The 16,226-nt window shown below is 68.4% G+C and carries 18 protein-coding genes; 5 read left to right on the top strand and 13 right to left on the bottom strand.

Annotation, left to right across the window (positions count from 1 at the left end; translation table 11 throughout):
* Window positions 1–18: 18 nt before the first annotated feature.
* A complete protein-coding gene (locus AMK34_RS21850; RefSeq protein ID WP_073846606.1) occupies window positions 19–408 on the bottom strand; it encodes a pilus assembly protein TadG-related protein in 390 nt (129 codons plus the stop codon).
* Window positions 409–480: 72 nt separating this feature from the next.
* On the opposite strand from AMK34_RS21850, the gene AMK34_RS21845 reads away from it, so the two are divergent.
* A complete protein-coding gene (locus AMK34_RS21845; protein ID WP_143202544.1) occupies window positions 481–1,023 on the top strand; it encodes a hypothetical protein in 543 nt (180 codons plus the stop codon).
* A 5-nt stretch (window positions 1,024–1,028) separates the two neighbouring features.
* Here the strand turns inward: AMK34_RS21845 and AMK34_RS21840 are convergent, their stop codons facing one another.
* Genes AMK34_RS21840 through AMK34_RS21825 form a run of 4 tightly spaced genes read right to left on the bottom strand, consistent with a single transcriptional unit; the run spans window position 1,029 to window position 3,150 of the window.
* Window positions 1,029–1,475: a TadE/TadG family type IV pilus assembly protein gene (locus tag AMK34_RS21840; protein ID WP_073846604.1), complete on the bottom strand. Its 447-nt coding sequence runs from the start codon at window positions 1,473–1,475 to the stop codon at window positions 1,029–1,031.
* A gap of 20 nt (window positions 1,476–1,495) precedes the next feature.
* Window positions 1,496–2,446 carry a hypothetical protein gene (locus AMK34_RS21835; protein WP_073846603.1) on the bottom strand — a complete coding sequence of 317 codons (951 nt, stop codon included), beginning with the start codon at window positions 2,444–2,446 and terminating at the stop codon, window positions 1,496–1,498.
* Between the two features lie 51 nt (window positions 2,447–2,497).
* Window positions 2,498–2,950, bottom strand: coding sequence for a TadE/TadG family type IV pilus assembly protein (locus tag AMK34_RS21830; protein ID WP_073846602.1), 453 nt, complete (start codon window positions 2,948–2,950; stop codon window positions 2,498–2,500).
* A gap of 2 nt (window positions 2,951–2,952) precedes the next feature.
* Window positions 2,953–3,150, bottom strand: a complete 198-nt coding sequence (locus tag AMK34_RS21825; protein WP_073846601.1) for a hypothetical protein — start codon at window positions 3,148–3,150, stop codon at window positions 2,953–2,955.
* A 468-nt stretch (window positions 3,151–3,618) separates the two neighbouring features.
* On the opposite strand from AMK34_RS21825, the gene AMK34_RS21820 reads away from it, so the two are divergent.
* Window positions 3,619–4,395 carry a hypothetical protein gene (locus AMK34_RS21820; protein WP_143202543.1) on the top strand — a complete coding sequence of 259 codons (777 nt, stop codon included), beginning with the start codon at window positions 3,619–3,621 and terminating at the stop codon, window positions 4,393–4,395.
* Between the two features lie 203 nt (window positions 4,396–4,598).
* Here AMK34_RS21820 and AMK34_RS21815 read toward each other — a convergent pair whose 3' ends face one another.
* Genes AMK34_RS21815 through AMK34_RS21800 form a run of 5 tightly spaced genes read right to left on the bottom strand, consistent with a single transcriptional unit; the run spans window position 4,599 to window position 9,424 of the window.
* On the bottom strand, window positions 4,599–5,492 hold the full coding sequence (locus AMK34_RS21815; protein ID WP_073846599.1) for a type II secretion system F family protein: 894 nt from the start codon (window positions 5,490–5,492) through the stop codon (window positions 4,599–4,601).
* Window positions 5,489–6,421 carry a type II secretion system F family protein gene (locus AMK34_RS21810; protein ID WP_073847148.1) on the bottom strand — a complete coding sequence of 311 codons (933 nt, stop codon included), beginning with the start codon at window positions 6,419–6,421 and terminating at the stop codon, window positions 5,489–5,491. Before AMK34_RS21810 ends, AMK34_RS21815 begins: the two co-directional genes overlap by 4 nt.
* Window positions 6,418–7,794, bottom strand: a complete 1,377-nt coding sequence (locus AMK34_RS21805) for a CpaF family protein (protein ID WP_198941712.1) — start codon at window positions 7,792–7,794, stop codon at window positions 6,418–6,420. Before AMK34_RS21805 ends, AMK34_RS21810 begins: the two co-directional genes overlap by 4 nt.
* A complete protein-coding gene (locus tag AMK34_RS43235) occupies window positions 7,791–8,714 on the bottom strand; it encodes a carbon monoxide dehydrogenase maturation protein (RefSeq protein WP_198941710.1) in 924 nt (307 codons plus the stop codon). The genes AMK34_RS21805 and AMK34_RS43235 overlap by 4 nt, the downstream gene beginning before the upstream one ends.
* Window positions 8,714–9,424, bottom strand: a complete 711-nt coding sequence (locus AMK34_RS21800; RefSeq protein WP_241832827.1) for an SAF domain-containing protein — start codon at window positions 9,422–9,424, stop codon at window positions 8,714–8,716. The genes AMK34_RS43235 and AMK34_RS21800 overlap by 1 nt, the downstream gene beginning before the upstream one ends.
* 349 nt (window positions 9,425–9,773) lie before the next feature.
* On the opposite strand from AMK34_RS21800, the gene AMK34_RS43020 reads away from it, so the two are divergent.
* On the top strand, window positions 9,774–10,049 hold the full coding sequence (locus tag AMK34_RS43020) for a hypothetical protein (protein ID WP_158073295.1): 276 nt from the start codon (window positions 9,774–9,776) through the stop codon (window positions 10,047–10,049).
* 508 nt (window positions 10,050–10,557) lie between these two features.
* Here AMK34_RS43020 and AMK34_RS43520 read toward each other — a convergent pair.
* Entirely contained in the window at window positions 10,558–11,277 is a 720-nt protein-coding gene (locus AMK34_RS43520) for a hypothetical protein (protein WP_241832826.1), read from the bottom strand.
* A 78-nt stretch (window positions 11,278–11,355) separates the two neighbouring features.
* Here AMK34_RS43520 and AMK34_RS21785 point away from each other — a divergent pair, with 78 nt between their 5' ends.
* Window positions 11,356–12,003 (top strand): prepilin peptidase, encoded by a 648-nt coding sequence (locus tag AMK34_RS21785; RefSeq protein ID WP_073846595.1) that lies wholly within the window; start codon window positions 11,356–11,358, stop codon window positions 12,001–12,003.
* Window positions 12,004–12,362: 359 nt separating this feature from the next.
* Here the strand turns inward: AMK34_RS21785 and AMK34_RS43515 are convergent, their stop codons facing one another.
* Complete coding sequence (locus AMK34_RS43515) at window positions 12,363–12,623, bottom strand: DUF6355 family natural product biosynthesis protein (protein ID WP_241832860.1); 261 nt, start codon at window positions 12,621–12,623, stop codon at window positions 12,363–12,365.
* Window positions 12,624–13,120: 497 nt separating this feature from the next.
* Window positions 13,121–15,421 (bottom strand): helix-turn-helix domain-containing protein, encoded by a 2,301-nt coding sequence (locus tag AMK34_RS21780; protein ID WP_073846594.1) that lies wholly within the window; start codon window positions 15,419–15,421, stop codon window positions 13,121–13,123.
* Between the two features lie 240 nt (window positions 15,422–15,661).
* Between AMK34_RS21780 and AMK34_RS21775 the strand changes: the two genes are divergently transcribed.
* On the top strand, window positions 15,662–16,201 hold the full coding sequence (locus AMK34_RS21775) for an XRE family transcriptional regulator (protein ID WP_241832825.1): 540 nt from the start codon (window positions 15,662–15,664) through the stop codon (window positions 16,199–16,201).
* The last annotated feature ends 25 nt before the right edge of the window (window positions 16,202–16,226 follow it).

The following is a 16,226-nucleotide window of genomic DNA, read 5'->3' as shown; positions in this document are numbered from 1 at the left end:
AGTACGTGCCAGCCGGGGTCAGGGCTCGATGCCGGTGACCCCGCGCTGTGGATGGGCGGCGCCGCGCCCGTGGGTGTGGATGTCGTCGATCCCGGCCAGCGACAGCAGCTGTGTCCGGTAGACGGCGGTGATCTCGACGGTCACCGTGTCCTCGGTGGCCGTGACGGTGCCGGTGGCGCCGACGCTGGCCAGGTATCGCTGCGCGAGGTCACGTGCCCGCACCGGATCGATGCGAACGACCCCGTTCGCGCGATATGCGGCGAGGTCGAGCGCTTGGGCGCCGGCACGGGCGGCGGACTCGGCCTGGCCGCCGGCGCGGACTTTGCTCGCCAGGGCGAGGCCGCCGTCCAGGCACAGCCCGGTCAGGGCGAGTAGCCCGAGCAGAAGGGCGAGCACGAACGCGGTCACCCGACCTTCATCCGCCCGCCACCACCAGCGCACGCGGTACACGGACGTGCCGCTGTCCGGCGTGCTTGCGGAGTGAGCAGAATGGGCGGCGTGACCGCGCCCGAGACGGAACCGCCCGACCTGGGCGAGGATCGTGTGACCGCGTGGCATGAGGCTGGGCACGTGGTCGTCTATCTGTTGCAGGGCCGGTCGCTGCGCTACGTGACGCTGCGGCCCCGCGGCACCGGCCGCGTGGGCTTCACCGCGGTCCGGCCGCGTCGCGTCGATGTGTCGTCGGTGGCGGTCGTCGCCCACGCCGGGCCGCTCGCCCAGGCCCGTCATGTCATCGAGGTGACCAGCGAGGCCGAACGGCTGAATGAGGGCGTGACCGCGGAGGACGTTCGCCTCGGCGCCTACCTGCACGGCGGGCACGACGATCTCGCCCTGATTGACGAAGCCCGCCGCGCGTACGGGCTCGCCGTCGATCAGCCCGATCTGTGGGCCGAGATCGCGCAGGACATCGTCGACCGGCACTGGGCGGACATCAGCCGTATCGCCGAGGCGCTGCTCGAGCACCGGACGCTGACCGGCGCCCAGCTCCGCGCTCTCGTGCCGGGGCTTCCGCTCGGGCGCTGACGACGTCATCGGGCACCGCCCGGGCGAGCTTGGGATCGGTAGGTGTCCACCATTTCGCTGGCGGACGATTCCAGGGTTCTCCTGCCGGGGACGCCGAGCAGCGCGGCTTGTCCGAAGTCGACGGTGCACCTGATGTGCACGGTCACCGCGGCGGCGGGAACCAGTGTTCCCGACAGCGTGGTGGCCACCTCGCGGCACACCACACCCGCCTGGGCCAGTGCGGCGCCGGCGGTGTCACGCGCGGCGGTGGCGGCGGCCGTGGTGGTGCGGTGCAGGGTGGCGGCGCGGGCTGCCTGGTGGGCGGCGTCGTCGAGCCGCAGCCGCGCGTCGACACCACGGTGCACCACCACGGCCAGCAACACCAGCAGCATGACCAGCACCGGCGTCACCAGCACGGCTTCGGCGGTCACCGAGCCGCGCTCAGCACACCACCAGACCCGGAGCCTTCCCATCTGTCGGCTCGCTCGCCGCGTCACGACGATCCCTCCCCTGCCTGGCCGCCGGCATCGGGCGGCTTGGTCGTCGCACGGTGAGGTGGGACCAGCGTCAGCCGGGGCCACTCCGTCGATGGCCGTTCCCAGGGGAATTCCCCAGTCTGGGTGAGGTCGCGGGCCGCGGTGACGTGAGCGAACACGTTCTGCGGTAGCTCTTCCGCGGCCTGGGTCAGCCGGCGAAGGTGGTCGTGGCCGGGCAGAGCTGCCAGGACATGACCGGTTCGGTGAGTCCAGTCGGTGCGCCGCAGTTTCGCTTCCCACGCTCGGGTGAGCAGCAGGCAGCCGTGCAGATGCCGGGCGACCTCGCCCAGGCCGTGGTCGATGGTGGTGACCGCCTGGTGTGCCGCGGCCACCAAGTCCTCGCCGGCGTCGGGATCGGTGGCGAGTTCCTCGGCGAGAGTGCGCGCGTCGCGGCTGCGGTCGAGACAACACAGGGCCTGCCACACCACCCGGTGCGCCTCACCGGGCAGCGCGGGGTCGATCCAGGCGCGGGCCGATGTGCGATGCAACTCCTCGACTCCGGCCAGCAGGTCTCGCACCTGCCTCGCGGTATCGGGCCCGAGGTCGGCGAAATCCTTGCTGCGCCAACCCTCGCCGCGGCGCAAGCGAGTCCGGGGAGTGTGATCGTGCAGCCCCCGGCCCTCGCGGACGGTGCACACGGCACGCCAGCCGGCCAGTACGACGATCAGGACCGCGGCGGCGAGGATGAACTTGCCAGCGAATCCGCTTCCCGCTACAAGGGCGAGTCCTACGCCGATAGCGCTGACAAGGCCTTTCAGGACGGTTTCAGGTCGCACGGCGGCGAGGGCCAGCCGACGCGGCCAGTGGCGCGCGGTGACGGCGGGATTCAGCAGCACGGTGTCGTGCCCGTCCGGGAACACACCATCGAGCACCGGCGACACCATGCCGGAACGACTGAGGTTGCCCATCAGCAGACTCCTGTCGGTCGTACACCAAACTCGGCTCTGGATAAGGAAAAGTCAGGGTGTTGTGCCCGTATCGGGCACGAAACGCTCGACCTCGCCGACGGTTTCGGCGTGCACGTGCAGCTGCACACCAGGCAGGACAGCGGCGGCCTCGCCACGGACACTCACCGCCACCGAGGTCGCGTCACGGGTCACGGTGAGCTGGGGCTCGCGTAGCGGGCCAGCAGCGAGGTCGGCGAGCAGCCGCTGTCCCGCGGCGTGCCCGGCGCCGGCGGTGCCGTGCTGGACACGGGCCGCGGCAAGGGCTTGCGAGGCGGCGGTCTGGGCGACGTGGGTCGCGTGGGACCACACGGCGAGCTGGATGATCGCCAGCAACGCCAGCAGCAGCAACGGTGTCGCGATGACCAGCTCGACGGTGACCTCGCCTCGGTCCCCGGACAGCGCGTGCCGGACACGGTGAGCCAGCGGGCCGCGAGTCCGCCGCGGCGAGGGGTTTCGGGCCGGCATGCTCAGCCGATCCCGAGGTTGATCGAATTGGCTTTCTCGGTCAGTTTCGCGACGATGATCGCGATGATCGCGATCGCGGCGATGGCCATCAGCGCGGTGACGATGACGGTGGTGGTGATCTCGCCACGCTCGGGTTCGGCTCGCAGCACGGCGATCCTCGCCGCGATCACTGCCCACACCGTACGGATGTATTGCACCATGACTGCCCTTCCTTTCTTTGTCGTATAGGACTTTTTTCGCCACACGGGCTGGGTATTCAGCGCGCGGGATGCGACGGCTTTGACCGGCGTTCTCTTGCCCGAGCGCATCCTGACCGGGACGGACTTGTTGGAAGATGCCCTGCTGATCACGAAATGCAGTGGTCCACATGATCGGCGGCGTGGTCGAATGCGTTGGTGGGTGGAGACCGAGTTCATCAGCGTGAGCAGCGGGATGCGGCACGGCGGGCGGAGGTGATGGCACTGCCCACGGTCCGGGCGCGTCATCATGCACGGCTTGTCTCGCCGCAGCAGGGTGACGTGCGGGTGACCGCATCGGTGGGCCCTGCGGGTGAGGTTGTCGCATTGTGGTCGGCGGCCGAGGACCACCCGGCGTTGACATCGACGACAACACAACCAGGATGGGCTACGTTCCCCGACTCTCATGCGCCGCGACCAGTGGCAGCCCGCGTGACAGTGCACGCACCGGACCTGACGAGCACGACACGGCTCCCCAGTCTTTCGCTGGCGCATCCCTTGGTGCAGTCGCTGCCGAACGGCCACGTGCTTGTAGTCGGCGCTCGAAGCAAATGGCGGCCGGAGGGCGCGGACCGCAACGCGATCGTGTACGACTCCGCCGGTGTAGTGGTTGCCGAGCACACCGTCGGAGACGGCATCGAACACGTGCAGGCCACCCCTCGAGGCGAAATCTGGGTGGGCTACTTCGATGAAGGGATTTACGGCAACTACGGCTGGGGCGAGCCGGACGGCGAACCTCCCATGGGGGCTTGTGGACTGACCCGGTTCTCCGCCGCTTTCACCCAGGAATGGCGGTATCCGTCGCATGTCGACAACACGTGGGGTGCAATCAGCGACTGCGACGCTCTCAACGTCGACGGCGACACCGTCTGGACCTGCTACTACAACAAGTTCCCCATCGTCAGAATCCAGAACGACACCCTGACTGGCTGGCACAACAACGTGTATGGAGCTCGCGCTCTTGCTGTCGGCGGGTCGGGTATCGCGCTGTTCGGTGGTTTCGGGCCCGAACATGACCGGCTGGTCGTCGGTGTTCTGAGCGACGACCGGTTCCTTGTGACCAGCGAGTATCGGCTCGTCCAGCCCAGCGGACAACCACTGCCCGCGACTGCGCACGTTGTCGGCAGAGGCCCTGATCTGCACCTTTTCGTCGACGACGACTGGTCGCGGCTCAACATCGACGACCTCGCCGTCGGACTGCCACACTGAACCGGGCAAGAGCCCACCACCTGGTCGATTCTGAGAGAACACGCCGCTTCGGGAACTCCTTGCGTCGGCCGAGGCTTGCCCGAGGCCATACAAGTCCGTTCTCGTCAACGCCTGCTTCAGGTTTTGCGAACCCATGGCCTCTCAACTCCTTCCTTCAGTTCCGTTTGGTCAGCGCTTCACGAATCGCGAACTCGCGGGTCTATCTAGAGGCCATTGAGGACTTGGATGACCGCCGGGTAGGCGATGAAGGCCAGGAAGCCGAGAAACAACAGGGTGACCGGCAGGGCCATGCGTTCGGTGGCGGCCTGGGCGTCGGCTTCGGCGTCAGTGACCTGGTGGGTCCGCAGCGCTTGGGCCTTTGCCGCCAGGGAGGCTCGGACGCGAGCGCCTTCGGTGCCCGCCAGCGAGATCGAGGCGGCGAGTTCGGCGAGCTCGGCGATGCCGAGTTCCTCACCGAGCCGGCGCAGGGTGACCCATGGGGTGGTGCGGGTCAGCTGCGCGGCGTACAGAACGCGGCGGATCTTGCCGAACGCCGGGCCGGTGCCGACGGTCGCGGCGTCGCCGAGCGCGGCTTCCACCCCTGCTCCCCCGGCGAGGGTGATCCACACCAGATCCAGGAAGGCGGACAGGGCGTCCCGGAACTCACGCCGAGACCGGGTCGCTTTGGCTCGCACCTCGAGATCCGGAGTCACGAACCCGAGCGCGGCGAGCCCGAGTCCGGCCAGCAACGGCACCTCGACCCCCAGCGACGAACCGCCGAGAACCAGCAGCGCCTGGAGCAGCCACGGCGCCAGCAGCCCGGCTACGGCAAGCACGGCCTTCGACGCCAGGTGGGTGTCGACGCCGCGGCCGGTGACCCGCAGATCGGCCTCGATCGTCGTGCCGGGCAGCCCGAGCATGCGCAGGCCAGGAACGAAAACACGGCCACCGGCGCGCACCCACGCAGCGTCGCTGGTGAGGACGATCGGCGTGGCCGGCCGCCTGGCACGGACCTGGGCGAGCTGGTCGCCCAGCGCGAGGCGAGGCGGCACGGCCCAGGCCAGGAGCAGCCAGAGCCCGGCGCCAGTACCTGCGCCGAAGACGAGCGCCGGGATCATGGACGCTCACCTCCCCCGGCGGTCACGCCCCCGCCGTCTCGCGCAAGAGTCGCCTCTGGGGTGTCCAGAGCGAGGACCCGTGGTTGCCGTCCGCCGGTGGCGATCCGGGCGAGCCAGGCGAACCCGGCGGTGAACAAGCTCCCGATGAGCAGCAGGATGAGCTGGCCGGTGGCGGTGTTGTAGACGTCGAGGTAGGCCCGGTTGAACAGCACGACCCCTGCGGCGAAGGCGAGGGTGGTGGCGACGATGACCCGTACCGAGGTCCGGGTGCGGGCGCGGCCGGTCTCCACGCGCATCCGCATCGCGGCCTGTTCGCGGGCGGTGGCGGCCAGGGAGCCGAGCAGGTCGCCGAGCTGGCGGGCCTGGTGCTCGGCCGCGAGGACGAGCGCGGCGAGGACGAGGTCCGCGGTCGGGTCGTCCAGCTCGCGCGCGAGAGCCCGCAACGCGGGCGCCAGGCGCTGCCCGCTCTCCAGCCTCGCGGTGAGGGTGGTGACCTCGCCGCGGATGGCCGCGGGCGCGAGGCCGGCGGTGGCGAGGATGGCTTGCTCGAGCCCCGCCGCGGCGGACAGGACGTCGCGCAGCATCTCCGTCCAGGACGCGATGGCCTCGATCCGCGCGACCCGGCGGGCGTGGGCGCGGTCCGGGCCGCCCAGCCGAGGTAGGAACCACGCTGCCGCCGCGGCCAGCACCGCGCCGACAACCCAGCCGGTCGCGGCCCCGGTCAGTGCGCCCGCGCCGATGGCCACGGCCAGGCGGAGCAGACCCCGCCGGTCTCCGGCCCGGTCGCGTGCGGAGCGCATCAACGCGTACGGACGCGAAGACGGCGGCACAGCCGCGGGCCGGCGCCAGACGGCCACGATCAACAGCAGGCCGATGGCGGCGCCCAAGCCGAGCGCGGCGGCGATCATGGTCGTGGTGTCGATGCTCATGGCGTCCACCACCCCTCCGGACGGCTCAGCAGGTCCGGGTCGAATCCGGCTGCGGCGAGGTCGTCGAGGGTGTCGGCGCGCAAGGCGCCGGCCACCGGGACGGCGCGGCGGTCCGGGCCGCGGCGGTAGACCTCGTTGGAGATCACCGCCCCGTCCTCGGCGTCGATCACCTCGCGGATCGAGGCGATCACCCGCGTCGTCCGGTCGACGGCTCGGTCGAGATGGACCACGAAATGGACCGCGCTGGCGACGAGCAGCGCGGTGGCTTCCAGCGGTAGCCGTTCCGGTCCTTGGGCGGCGTAGGAGGCGAGGCGGGTGAACGCGATCTTCGAACTGCTGGCGTGCAGGGTGGCCATGGAGCCGTCATTGCCCTGGGACATCGCGTTGCACATCGGGATGACCTCAGGCCCGCGGATCTCGCCGACGATGACCCGGTCCGGCGACATCCGCAGGCCCCAGCGGACCAGCTCGGCCTGATCGATGGCACCCTCGCCCTCGACGTTGGGTTCGCGGGCCTGCAGGGCGGTGACGTCGGCGTGCAGCTCGGGATCCCGGTCAAGGCCGAGTTCGAAGGCGTCCTCGACCGTGACGATCCGCTCCAGCGGGTCCATCTCCGCGGCCAGGCCCCGCAGGAGCGTGGTCTTCCCGGCGCCGGTGCCGCCGGTGATCAGCACGTTCTTCCGCGCCCGCACCATCGCGCGCAAGAACCGTTCCAGACCGATGTCGAGGGTGCCGCGGCGACGCAACTGCGGAAGGGTGGCGGTGAGGTAGCCGTGCCGGCGGATCGTGCACGCCGTCACCCCGCCCGCCGTCAGGCCGAGGACAGCGAAGAGCCGCTCGCCGCCGGGCAGCTGAAGATTCAGCGCCGGACTGCCACGATCGAATCTGCGTTCTTCCGACGACGCCCGCGCCGCGAGAGTGCGGATCAGGTCGGTGAATTCCACGTCCGAGGCCGCCACCGGCGCCACCTGGGCACGGCGACCGTCGTTGTACTGCACGAACACCCTGTCGAAACGGTTGACCGCGATCGTCTCCACCGACCGATCCGCCAGCAGAGGCTGCAGACCGCCCAAGCCGAACACTTCGTCCAAAACCTGGTCGACGACCCGCTGCTCCGTAGCCGAATCCACCAAGGCACGCCCGGCCAGGAGCTCGGTTTCGCTGTGCCCGGCGACCGCGGTGTCGAGGACCTCGCGGCCGATCTCGCGACGCCGCGCCACGCTCAACCCGCCACCGCTCGTACGGGCCACAGTCTCGACCCGGCCGGGCAGGTCCGTGGTCAGCGCCTGCCGGAGCCGGGCGCGTAACCGCTGCTCGGCATCCCTCTGGCCGGTCGCGGCTGCGGGCATGGCGGAGTGGTCTGTCTGAGTCATGCGCGGGGCTCCTTCCCTGCAGGGCTGGGCTGATTGCCGTTGCGTCGCGGATTCCTCGTTTGCGGCGGCGCGGACGCAGGTTGTGGACCGTTGCTGGGCGGGGTGATGAGCACGCCACCGGGCCGGCGCACCTGCTGGGCAGGGACACCCGGGACTCCGGCCGGTGTGGTCGCCGGTGGTGAGGCGATGGGAGTGGCGGGTTCGGCCAACGTGCGAGCGAGAGCGGCGGCGTGGCGGGCGAGGCCACCGTTGTTGCCGCGGCGGCGGGCCAGCGGCTGCCGATGACCGGTCAGCGTGGCGGCAGTGGCCGGTTCGTGCGGGAGACGCCCGATCGCAGGTATCCCCAGCTCGCGCTCGACATCCACGGTCGGATAGCCATCACCGGTCAACAGCAAGCCGGGACGCGGCGTCCAGCGCGCCAGCTCCCCCAGCCGCGCCGCGGCGTGAGCGAGGTCGTCGCTCTGAGCACCAGACACCAACACCAGAGCATCGGCGCGCCGCGCGATCGCCTCGGCCGGTGATCCGGGATCCACCCGCCCGCAATCCGCGAACACCACCACACCCGCGTCACGGGCCACAACGGGCAGCAGCGGCACGTCCGAGGCCGTGACCAGGGTCGACAGCGTGGCACGCGCATGCGTGCCGCCCGGTGGGGCCACCAACGCGCGGGCGCCGCCGGGCAGGGCCTGGGTGTGGTCCCACACCACCGCAGGATCACGGGTGCGGCGTGCCGCGGCGGCGAGGCTCACCAGCCCTGGAGCGGCCGGCAAGCCGAACCGCATCGCCAGATCGCCTCCAGACGGGTCGACCTCGGCGACCAGACGACGCATGCTCTCGGCATGCGGCCAGGTCATGGCCAGCGCGACAGCCAGGGTCGTCACACCCGGCGAGCCCTTCACCGAACACAGAGCGATCAGCATCACCGCTCACCGCCCGCCGGCTGCAGCACCAACGCCAGCTGCCCGGCCGGGACCTGAGCCAGTTGTGACGCCCCAGTGGTGTCGATGTCCAGCGACACCACGGTGGTCTGCTCCGATCCCGCTGGGGTGACCCCAACGACCGTGGCACGCCAGGACGTTCCTGGTGCTTGTCCGGTGGCCGAGGTTCCTGCTGTGGTGGCGGCGGTCACGACGACGGTCACCGGCGCTCCGGCGGCCATCTCGGGCGGGGCCTGCCCAGGCTTCACGACAACCGCGACCACCGCCCGACCCACCGCCGGGAGCGCGGCAGCGCCCACCGCGTCCGGCGTCAGCAGCGTTCCCGCGCCGAGGCTGGTCGCCATCGGCCTCCCCAGCACACTCGCCGCCCGACCCGCCGGTATCAATGCCACACCCGGCCCGGCGGACACGTCGATGCTGCGCAAGTCCGCAGGCGTCAGCACATGCCCGAGCGGGGCCGGCTTCGCCAGCGCCAGCACCGGAACCCGGTCCTGGGTGCTGGTCGTCCACCACACCGCGCCACCGACACACAGCACCACCAGCAGCACCCCCGCCACCAGATGCGGCAACCGGCGCCGCCGGCCCCGGCGCGCAGCCGACCTCGACGGCGAACCCGAGGAATCCAGCCACGACACCGGCCGCGCTTCGCCGGCCGCGCTGTCACCGCCCGCGGAACTGTCAGTACTGGTCACGAGAAACCCTCCAGGCAAAGCTCACCCGCACCACGTATTCACCCGGCCAGCAAATGCCACCGCGAATACACCGTCAGGAAAGGAAAGAGAAAACTGCTGATTCAGTTGAGAACGTCGTCCGGGTTATCCGATGCCCAAGGCTTGAGCTTCGGCAACCCGGAAGGACGCCGCTGCGCTGGTGGTCATGTCCGGGAACGTGCCCGACGCCCCGGCACCCGACCACGTGATCCGCCACGACACCGTCGCCACTGCCGGAAATCGCTCTCCCGGCGCACCGGCCGACGAACGCTGGTAGGTGTGGCCGCAATCCGGCGAAGCCGCCTGCGGGTCACCCTGAGCAGGAAAAGGAGTGCCCGGTCCAGCGCACGACACGGTGCTGCCATCGCCCATTACCCAGGCCACCCCGGTCGGGGTCGCGGTCGCGGTGACCGACACCCCGGGCACCGAAGCCGTCGCCGACTGCGGCCGCCACATCGCCCGGTCCAACCACAACCACGTCGGCAGCCGCACCAACTGGGTTCCGGCCGGACTTGAGCCAATCACCGGACTCGGCAACCGCAGCTGCGACCGCGCCCGCTCGGCCAACTCTTCGGGCGAGGGCAGCGGCGCGGCACCTGGTGCCTGACCATCGGGAATCCACACCGGGGCCCGGTATAGCGCGTCCCGCTGCCCCTGACCGGAACACTGATAGAGGTACCACGCGCCGCCTGGACCTGGCCCCTGCGCCGGAACCACATCCTGGGGTCGCGGACGAAGCGGCGACACGAACTGCACCCCACCAGAGCCCCAGCGGTGTCGGTGGAAACGGATCGTCTGCACACCGTTTGCCGGTGGCTGGTAGTTGCTGCGCACGTACGAGCAATCGGCTTGGTTGCCGTTGCCGCCGACAACCCGGTCGCCAGGGGGCGGAGCGGATTTGCCCTGTTCGCCTGCCGGCGATTTCGGGCCACCAGGTTTCGGGCCGGGTACTGGGCCCGGGATGGGAGCGGAGTGGCCGCGGCGGCCAGCGCCGAGATCGCAGGACGGGTTTCCGGCTTCACCGCATTTGACGTTGCCCCAACCATCGGCCAAAGCCGGGCCTGCCACAGCGAGAGATAGGACGATCGCCGCGCCCGCTGTCAGCGCGACCCTGCTTACCCGGTGCATGATCCGACCTCGTGTACCGCGAAGGTCGTCACTTTCCAAGAGCCGTCGACGGCCTTCTTCACCAACGCCTCGATCTGCCGGCGTCCGCTTGGCCCGTCGTTGGCTGGTTGACCATTGTCAGCCCGATACTTGAGCCAGTTCGTCGAGTCGCCGCAATCGGTGAGTGTGACCGAAGTCGGGTTGTCCAGTGGCTCTACCGAAGCTGGCTTCGGGTGATTGACAGGCTGTCCTTTGGTGACCAGGCCATTGTAGTGATCGGCGTACAAACTTCGGGAAATGGTCTGCAGCGCTTCGCCTGTCGCGTTCTGAGCCAGTTTCGGTGTTTGCCAGTCGGAGGTCATCGCGGCTTCGGCCATGTCGCTCCACATGCCCAGATACGCAGCAGTGGCCTTCTGCTTGGCGATGTCGGCGGGCGAGGCGGCCGTGGTGCTGGGCGCGATTGGCGGTGCTGACGTCGCGGAAGCCGGGGTTGCGCTATCGTCCGAGCTGCAGGCGCTCAAGCCAAGTCCGGCTGCAGCGGCAAGGCCGGTCAGGGCGAGGCGGGTGCTGCGGTAGTGGGTCATTACTCTCCCCCATTTCATCGACGATCGCAGGTCAGCGTGGGCGAGCCGCACCGCCGTGACGCTCCACTGCGGCAGGTTCGCCTCAAGACCGACCTTCGTGGTGATAGTGCTCCGGGCAGCAGCTCTCGCCTGAAGTTCACCCATTGGTTTGAGAGCCCGTCGGCCGGAAGATCGGGCGGGCAGGATGGCGTACAAGGTGATCGGGCGAGGGTCGGAGGAGTTGTGCAACTGACGGCGAGCAGCTGGTGGTGGATTGGCAGCGCGGCCGTCGGCCCAGTGCTCGGTGCGGCGGCGAGCGGACTCACGCGCCGGTTCCTGCGACAGGAGCGGAGGCTGGCAGGGGCATGGTGGTTCGGGGCGGTGCTCACGGCGGCCGCCCTGGGGTTGCTGGGCTGGAGTGTGGGAGGACGCGGCGAACTCGCCGTCTACGGCTTCGTGGCCGTAATGGCGGTTCCCTTGGCGGTAATCGACTGGTGCGAACACCGGCTTCCCCGGGCCTTGATATGGCCTCTGCTTGCCGGCGCCATGGCGGGTTTCGCGGTGCTGTGTTTGGTCCGTCGCGACCCCGCGCCGGGTGTACGAGCGCTTGCCGCACTCGCCGCAGCGGGTGGACTGTTCCTGGTCCTCGCCGTGGCCACCGGCGGGGGTATCGGTGCCGGCGACGTCAGCGCCGCCGCGGTAGTCGGACTGGTGACCGGCTGGATCGGCTGGGCCCAGGTCGCCGGGGCAGTGCTGACGGCCTCGCTGCTCGCGCTGGTCATGGTCAGTGCACCCGGCGTCCGACGCCGTGATGAAGACGGCGCCGTAGTGGTGCCGTTCGGGCCATGCCTTCTGGCGGGCACGCTGGCTATGGTGCTGGCGAACGGTTAGAACGCCTGTCACCGTGTGATGTGCCTCCACGGTTGTCTGGCTCGTCATCGTTCTTCCCTGCTTCCCTGACAACGCTTGTAGCGGGACTGTCCTACTGCTGGCTTGGTTTGCTTGCGGGGTTGCCGGGGTGGCGCTTGAGGGGAGGGGCGCCACCCCGGCGGCTTCCGTCGATCCCCGATGACACCGACGGAGCGCTTGCCGCTAAGCGGCCAGTCGAGGTGCGGCGTGACGGGCCAAACTGGGGCGGAGAGCTTGGATTCCCGCCACGCCGCGTCCGGGGTGCTGACTCCCCGGAGCACCAGAGCAACCCGCCGATCAGCAAGTCCCAGGCCGGCGATGACAACTCTGGCAGTTCTCGATCACGCTGGGCCGTAATAGCCCGGAATACAGCCGAAGCCCCCATTCCACCAGGCACCAGTTACCCGCCATCTGATGACCGCCTGGAGATCGGTCGTGCCGGGTCCGACACAGTAGCGGAAGAGACCACCAAAGATATCCTCGACGTCCAGCATCACAGTGGACCCGGTACCGCCATCGCAGTGCCGATACTTTCCCCAGCCGAGAAAGCCACATCCCTCGCTGACGGTGACAGGTCCGTCAGCCGCTGCTTCCCTTGCCATAGCAGCGTTTGCAGTCACACCCGACCCCGCGACCGCGAGCGCTGCGACCGCACCAGCCAAACCGTATCGAACCGCACGAGTCCTCGAAATTCCAATCATATCCTCACCCTTTAAGAGTAACGGAACTGAATATTCGAACAATTAGCCACTGATATCCACAAAATCGAAGAAATCGATCCGCGGCGGGTTGTGCTGTTCTGCTATTCACTATCCACCGCCACAAGAGGAGCGGGAACCCATCGGGCGAGCACAACGTTGTGCCGATTCTGTGTTGATTTTGTCATGACCCCGTCAAGGCAGCAACGATTTTCATTAACCACTCAGACCTGCGTCCCTTAGGAAGAGCACGGTCGCCCGGCGCCGAAACTAGCTGAGCCGCAGCCAGATCTAGCCTGACTGGGCTCACACTGAATGCCAGAATCATGAACTCGAGAGCGCGTGCCCGCTTGGCCACGCGGTAGGCCAGATCATCGAGTTCAACCGTGACTACGAATGCTTTACCGTGCCCACGAGGGAAAGTTCAGCACTGTGCCAGCTGGCTCGTTCTTCGCTGCCCACTCAGGTTTGCCCCCCAACGCGGCGCGCGCGCGAATTTCGTGTGCCCGTGAATCGCGGAGGCTTTCCAGCATGTCGGCTGCTTTTTCGTAGGCGGCCGTGGCCTGCGGACGAAATCCCAGGGCAAGCAGGGATTCTGCTCGGGCGATCAGCGTGTCAGCGAGGTTCCATCGTTGCCACGGACGTTGCCGAAGGGAGGCCGCGGCATCGAAGTGTGTAAGGGCGGCCCTATGTTCGCCTCTGCGCTGCAGCAGGATGCCGAGGCTGTGGTGCGCGAGGCTGTGGATGCCGTCGGAGTCGTGCCTTTGGGCGAGGCGTAGCGCCTCGCGCGCGGTGTCGACGGCTCGCTCGCGATCGCCGGCTTCGTGGAAGGCAAGGGCGGATGCCGCCTGGTTCATGACGACGCCGATGCCGTGGTGAAGCGCCTGGAACCGGTCGTCCGCCGCCAGGAAGTGGGCGATCGCTTCTCCGTGCCGTTGGCAATTGGTGAGAGTAAGCGCCAAACCGTGTGCGGTCCATGCTGCGGGCAGCTCGTCACCGAGTTCAACGAAGAGCTCGAGGGCTTGCGTGAGATGCGAGATGGCGTCTGATGTCCGGCCGAGGTCACGCTCGGCCCAGCCGAGGACTTGCAGGCTACGAGCAGTGCCTGCAGTGCTTTCCGCCGTGGTCGCGGCGTCGAGCCCGTCGTTGGCGGCGATGAGCCAGTCCGTCCAGCTTCGGGTGATGGCGAAGTACGGCAGGAATGCCGTCGGCAGGACCCAGAGGAGGTACTTTGCGAGGTGGCTGCGGGTGTTCTTCGCGATTTGCAGGGCGGTCGCGACCTCGGTCTGGCACCAGGACATCGCCTCATCGAAGCTAGGGCTGCCTTGGTCGTACTCTGCGAGCAGGCTGTCGATCGTCGAGTCACGCCAGTTCGGGATGAGCGAGTTGTTGGCGGACAGCGCTCGTGCCGTGTACCACCTGAGAACCCGGTCTTGGGCCTTCTCGACGTCGCGGAGGTGTTCCTCGACCAGCGCGCGCTGGTGTGCGTATGCCCGGAGGAGGTAGTCGATGCTGTAGCGGCCGTCCGGCATGGGCGTCACCAGGTGAGCCTGCCGAAGCACGGTAAGAAGTGACTCCGCAAGGTCGGGTTCGATGTCGGCGAGCACGGCAGCGGAGTCCGCGCTGACAGTGTACGCGGGGCTGATTCCCAGCAGCCGGAACAGTCGTGCCGCGGCCGGTGGCAGAGCGAGGTAGGACAGGTCGATCACGCCATGGATGTTGACCGTGGGGTCCGGCGAGGTGAAGAGGTCCAGTCGGTGGCGGTCGGTCGCCAGCTGGGCGGCGATCTTGCCCAGCGTGCTGTCGGGACGCTGTTGGAGGTGTTCTGCGACGATAAGGACCGCCATGGGAAGCCGGCCGCAGCGCCGTACGACCGCTTCAGCGGCAACGGGGTCCGCGGCGAGGCGATGACGGCCGACGCGGCTGGCGAGCAAGGTCAGTGCGTCGGCGGGCGACAAGGCGGGCAAGTCGATCGACACGCCACCGGTCCGCAGCAGCAGGCTGGCTTGGTGCTCGCGGCTGGTAGCGACGACGACGCTGCCACCGCCAGGCAGCAGATGCCGCACCTGGCTGTAGTCGGCGATGTTGTCGAGGACCACCACGGCGGGGCGTTCGGCGAGGATCGATCGGAAGCGTGCGGCCCGGACCTCAAGTGCGCCATTCAGGTCTGCCTGACCGGCGCCCAATGCTTGCAAGAAGCCATCGAGTACTTCCTCCGGGTTCCTGGGTGCCCCGGGGCCCAACCCGCGCATATCGGCGAAGAGGCAGCCGCCGGGAAACCGATGCAGGTTTTGGGTGACCCAATGCACGGCTAGGGCCGTTTTCCCGACCCAGAAGCCTCCTTCGATCACGACTGTGTGGGCACCCCCGCTCGCCTGGCTCGCGAGTGCGGCGTCCATCGCCCGCAGAACGTCTGTGCGGCCTATGAAGCCTGGGACGTCGGCGGGCAGTTGCATCGGCTTGTCCCCGACGGCCGAGCCTTCGGAGCGTTGTCGTTCGGCAAGGCGTTCGAGCTGCCCCTTCGCGTCGAGGACCGTGTCGATCTGGCGCACGACTTCCGGCAGAAGGCGCCGGTGGCCGTGGAGCAGCTTGGAAAGGTAGCTCGGGCTGTAGCGGGCTTTCGCGGCCACGTCACCCAGGCTCATTCCCCGCTCACGGCGCAGCCGGTGCACCGCCTCGGCAAAGCTGTTGATTTGTCGCATCTGCGTCTCCCCATCCGCAGAGCAATCGATCGCGCTAGACGCGAGTCGCTCTTGCCCCGCTGCGCCGGGGCGAGCCCGGACCTGCCTCCTGCACTGGCGCCATTGCGGTCACCATCAACTTCCTCGGACCTTGAGGCTCTACGCCCGCTAGCCCACCTGGGTGGCGAACTTTCTCCTCAGTTGAGGCTTTGTGGACTCGAGACTATTCTCAGGAGAAAGTTCTTTTCAACTGAGGAGAAAGTGATCACCCGATTGGGTGTCTCAACAATGAAGACACGACGGCTGTCATGGAGGCCTGGGGTGACAGGGCAAGCGACGCGAACGCTCGCCGCGAAGCTGAACGACCTCTTCGCGACGAAGAAGCGACCGGACGCCAAGGAGTACAGCAACGAGCAGGTCGCCGAATTCATTGTTGCCGGCGGACACGCCAGGACGGCATCTCAGAGCTACATCTGGGGACTCCGTAACGGCACGAAGACCAACCCGACGAAGAGCTACCTGGAAGGGCTAGCCGCCTTCTTCGAGGTCCCAGTCGCGTACTTCTTCGATGACGACAACGAGCTGGTGCGGCAAGTCGACCAGCAGCTGGAAGCGCTGAAGGCGGAGCGCGCCAAGATGGCCGGCCTTTCCGGTGACGAGGAGATTCAGCTGCTGGCGATGCGCGCCGGGCAACTGTCACCCGAACGCCTGAAGCTGGTGAAGGACATGCTCGAACTCGTCTACCAGCAAGAGCAAGCCGAGAGGCCCCCGCCACCCGATGGAGGGCTTCCAGACGTCTAGAACGGACTGGCCATAGCGATTTCTG

This window comes from Amycolatopsis sp. CB00013 (genome assembly GCF_001905755.1).
GTDB lineage: Bacteria > Actinomycetota > Actinomycetes > Mycobacteriales > Pseudonocardiaceae > Amycolatopsis > Amycolatopsis japonica.
The sequence above is the reverse complement of the archived record's forward strand: the minus strand, read 5'-3'. Positions and strand labels throughout refer to the sequence as shown.

Coding starts and splice junctions, on each gene's coding strand:
- AMK34_RS21840 (WP_073846604.1), bottom strand. CDS start 1,475: ATGGGAAGGCTCCGGGTCTGGTGGTGTGCTGAGCGCGGCTCGGTGACC.
- AMK34_RS21835 (WP_073846603.1), bottom strand. CDS start 2,446: ATGGGCAACCTCAGTCGTTCCGGCATGGTGTCGCCGGTGCTCGATGGT.
- AMK34_RS21830 (WP_073846602.1), bottom strand. CDS start 2,950: ATGCCGGCCCGAAACCCCTCGCCGCGGCGGACTCGCGGCCCGCTGGCT.
- AMK34_RS21825 (WP_073846601.1), bottom strand. CDS start 3,150: ATGGTGCAATACATCCGTACGGTGTGGGCAGTGATCGCGGCGAGGATC.
- AMK34_RS21815 (WP_073846599.1), bottom strand. CDS start 5,492: ATGATCCCGGCGCTCGTCTTCGGCGCAGGTACTGGCGCCGGGCTCTGG.
- AMK34_RS21810 (WP_073847148.1), bottom strand. CDS start 6,421: ATGAGCATCGACACCACGACCATGATCGCCGCCGCGCTCGGCTTGGGC.
- AMK34_RS21805 (WP_198941712.1), bottom strand. CDS start 7,794: ATGACTCAGACAGACCACTCCGCCATGCCCGCAGCCGCGACCGGCCAG.
- AMK34_RS43235 (WP_198941710.1), bottom strand. CDS start 8,714: ATGCTGATCGCTCTGTGTTCGGTGAAGGGCTCGCCGGGTGTGACGACC.
- AMK34_RS43520 (WP_241832826.1), bottom strand. CDS start 11,277: ATGGGTGAACTTCAGGCGAGAGCTGCTGCCCGGAGCACTATCACCACG.
- AMK34_RS43515 (WP_241832860.1), bottom strand. CDS start 12,623: ATGGCAAGGGAAGCAGCGGCTGACGGACCTGTCACCGTCAGCGAGGGA.
- AMK34_RS21780 (WP_073846594.1), bottom strand. CDS start 15,421: ATGCGACAAATCAACAGCTTTGCCGAGGCGGTGCACCGGCTGCGCCGT.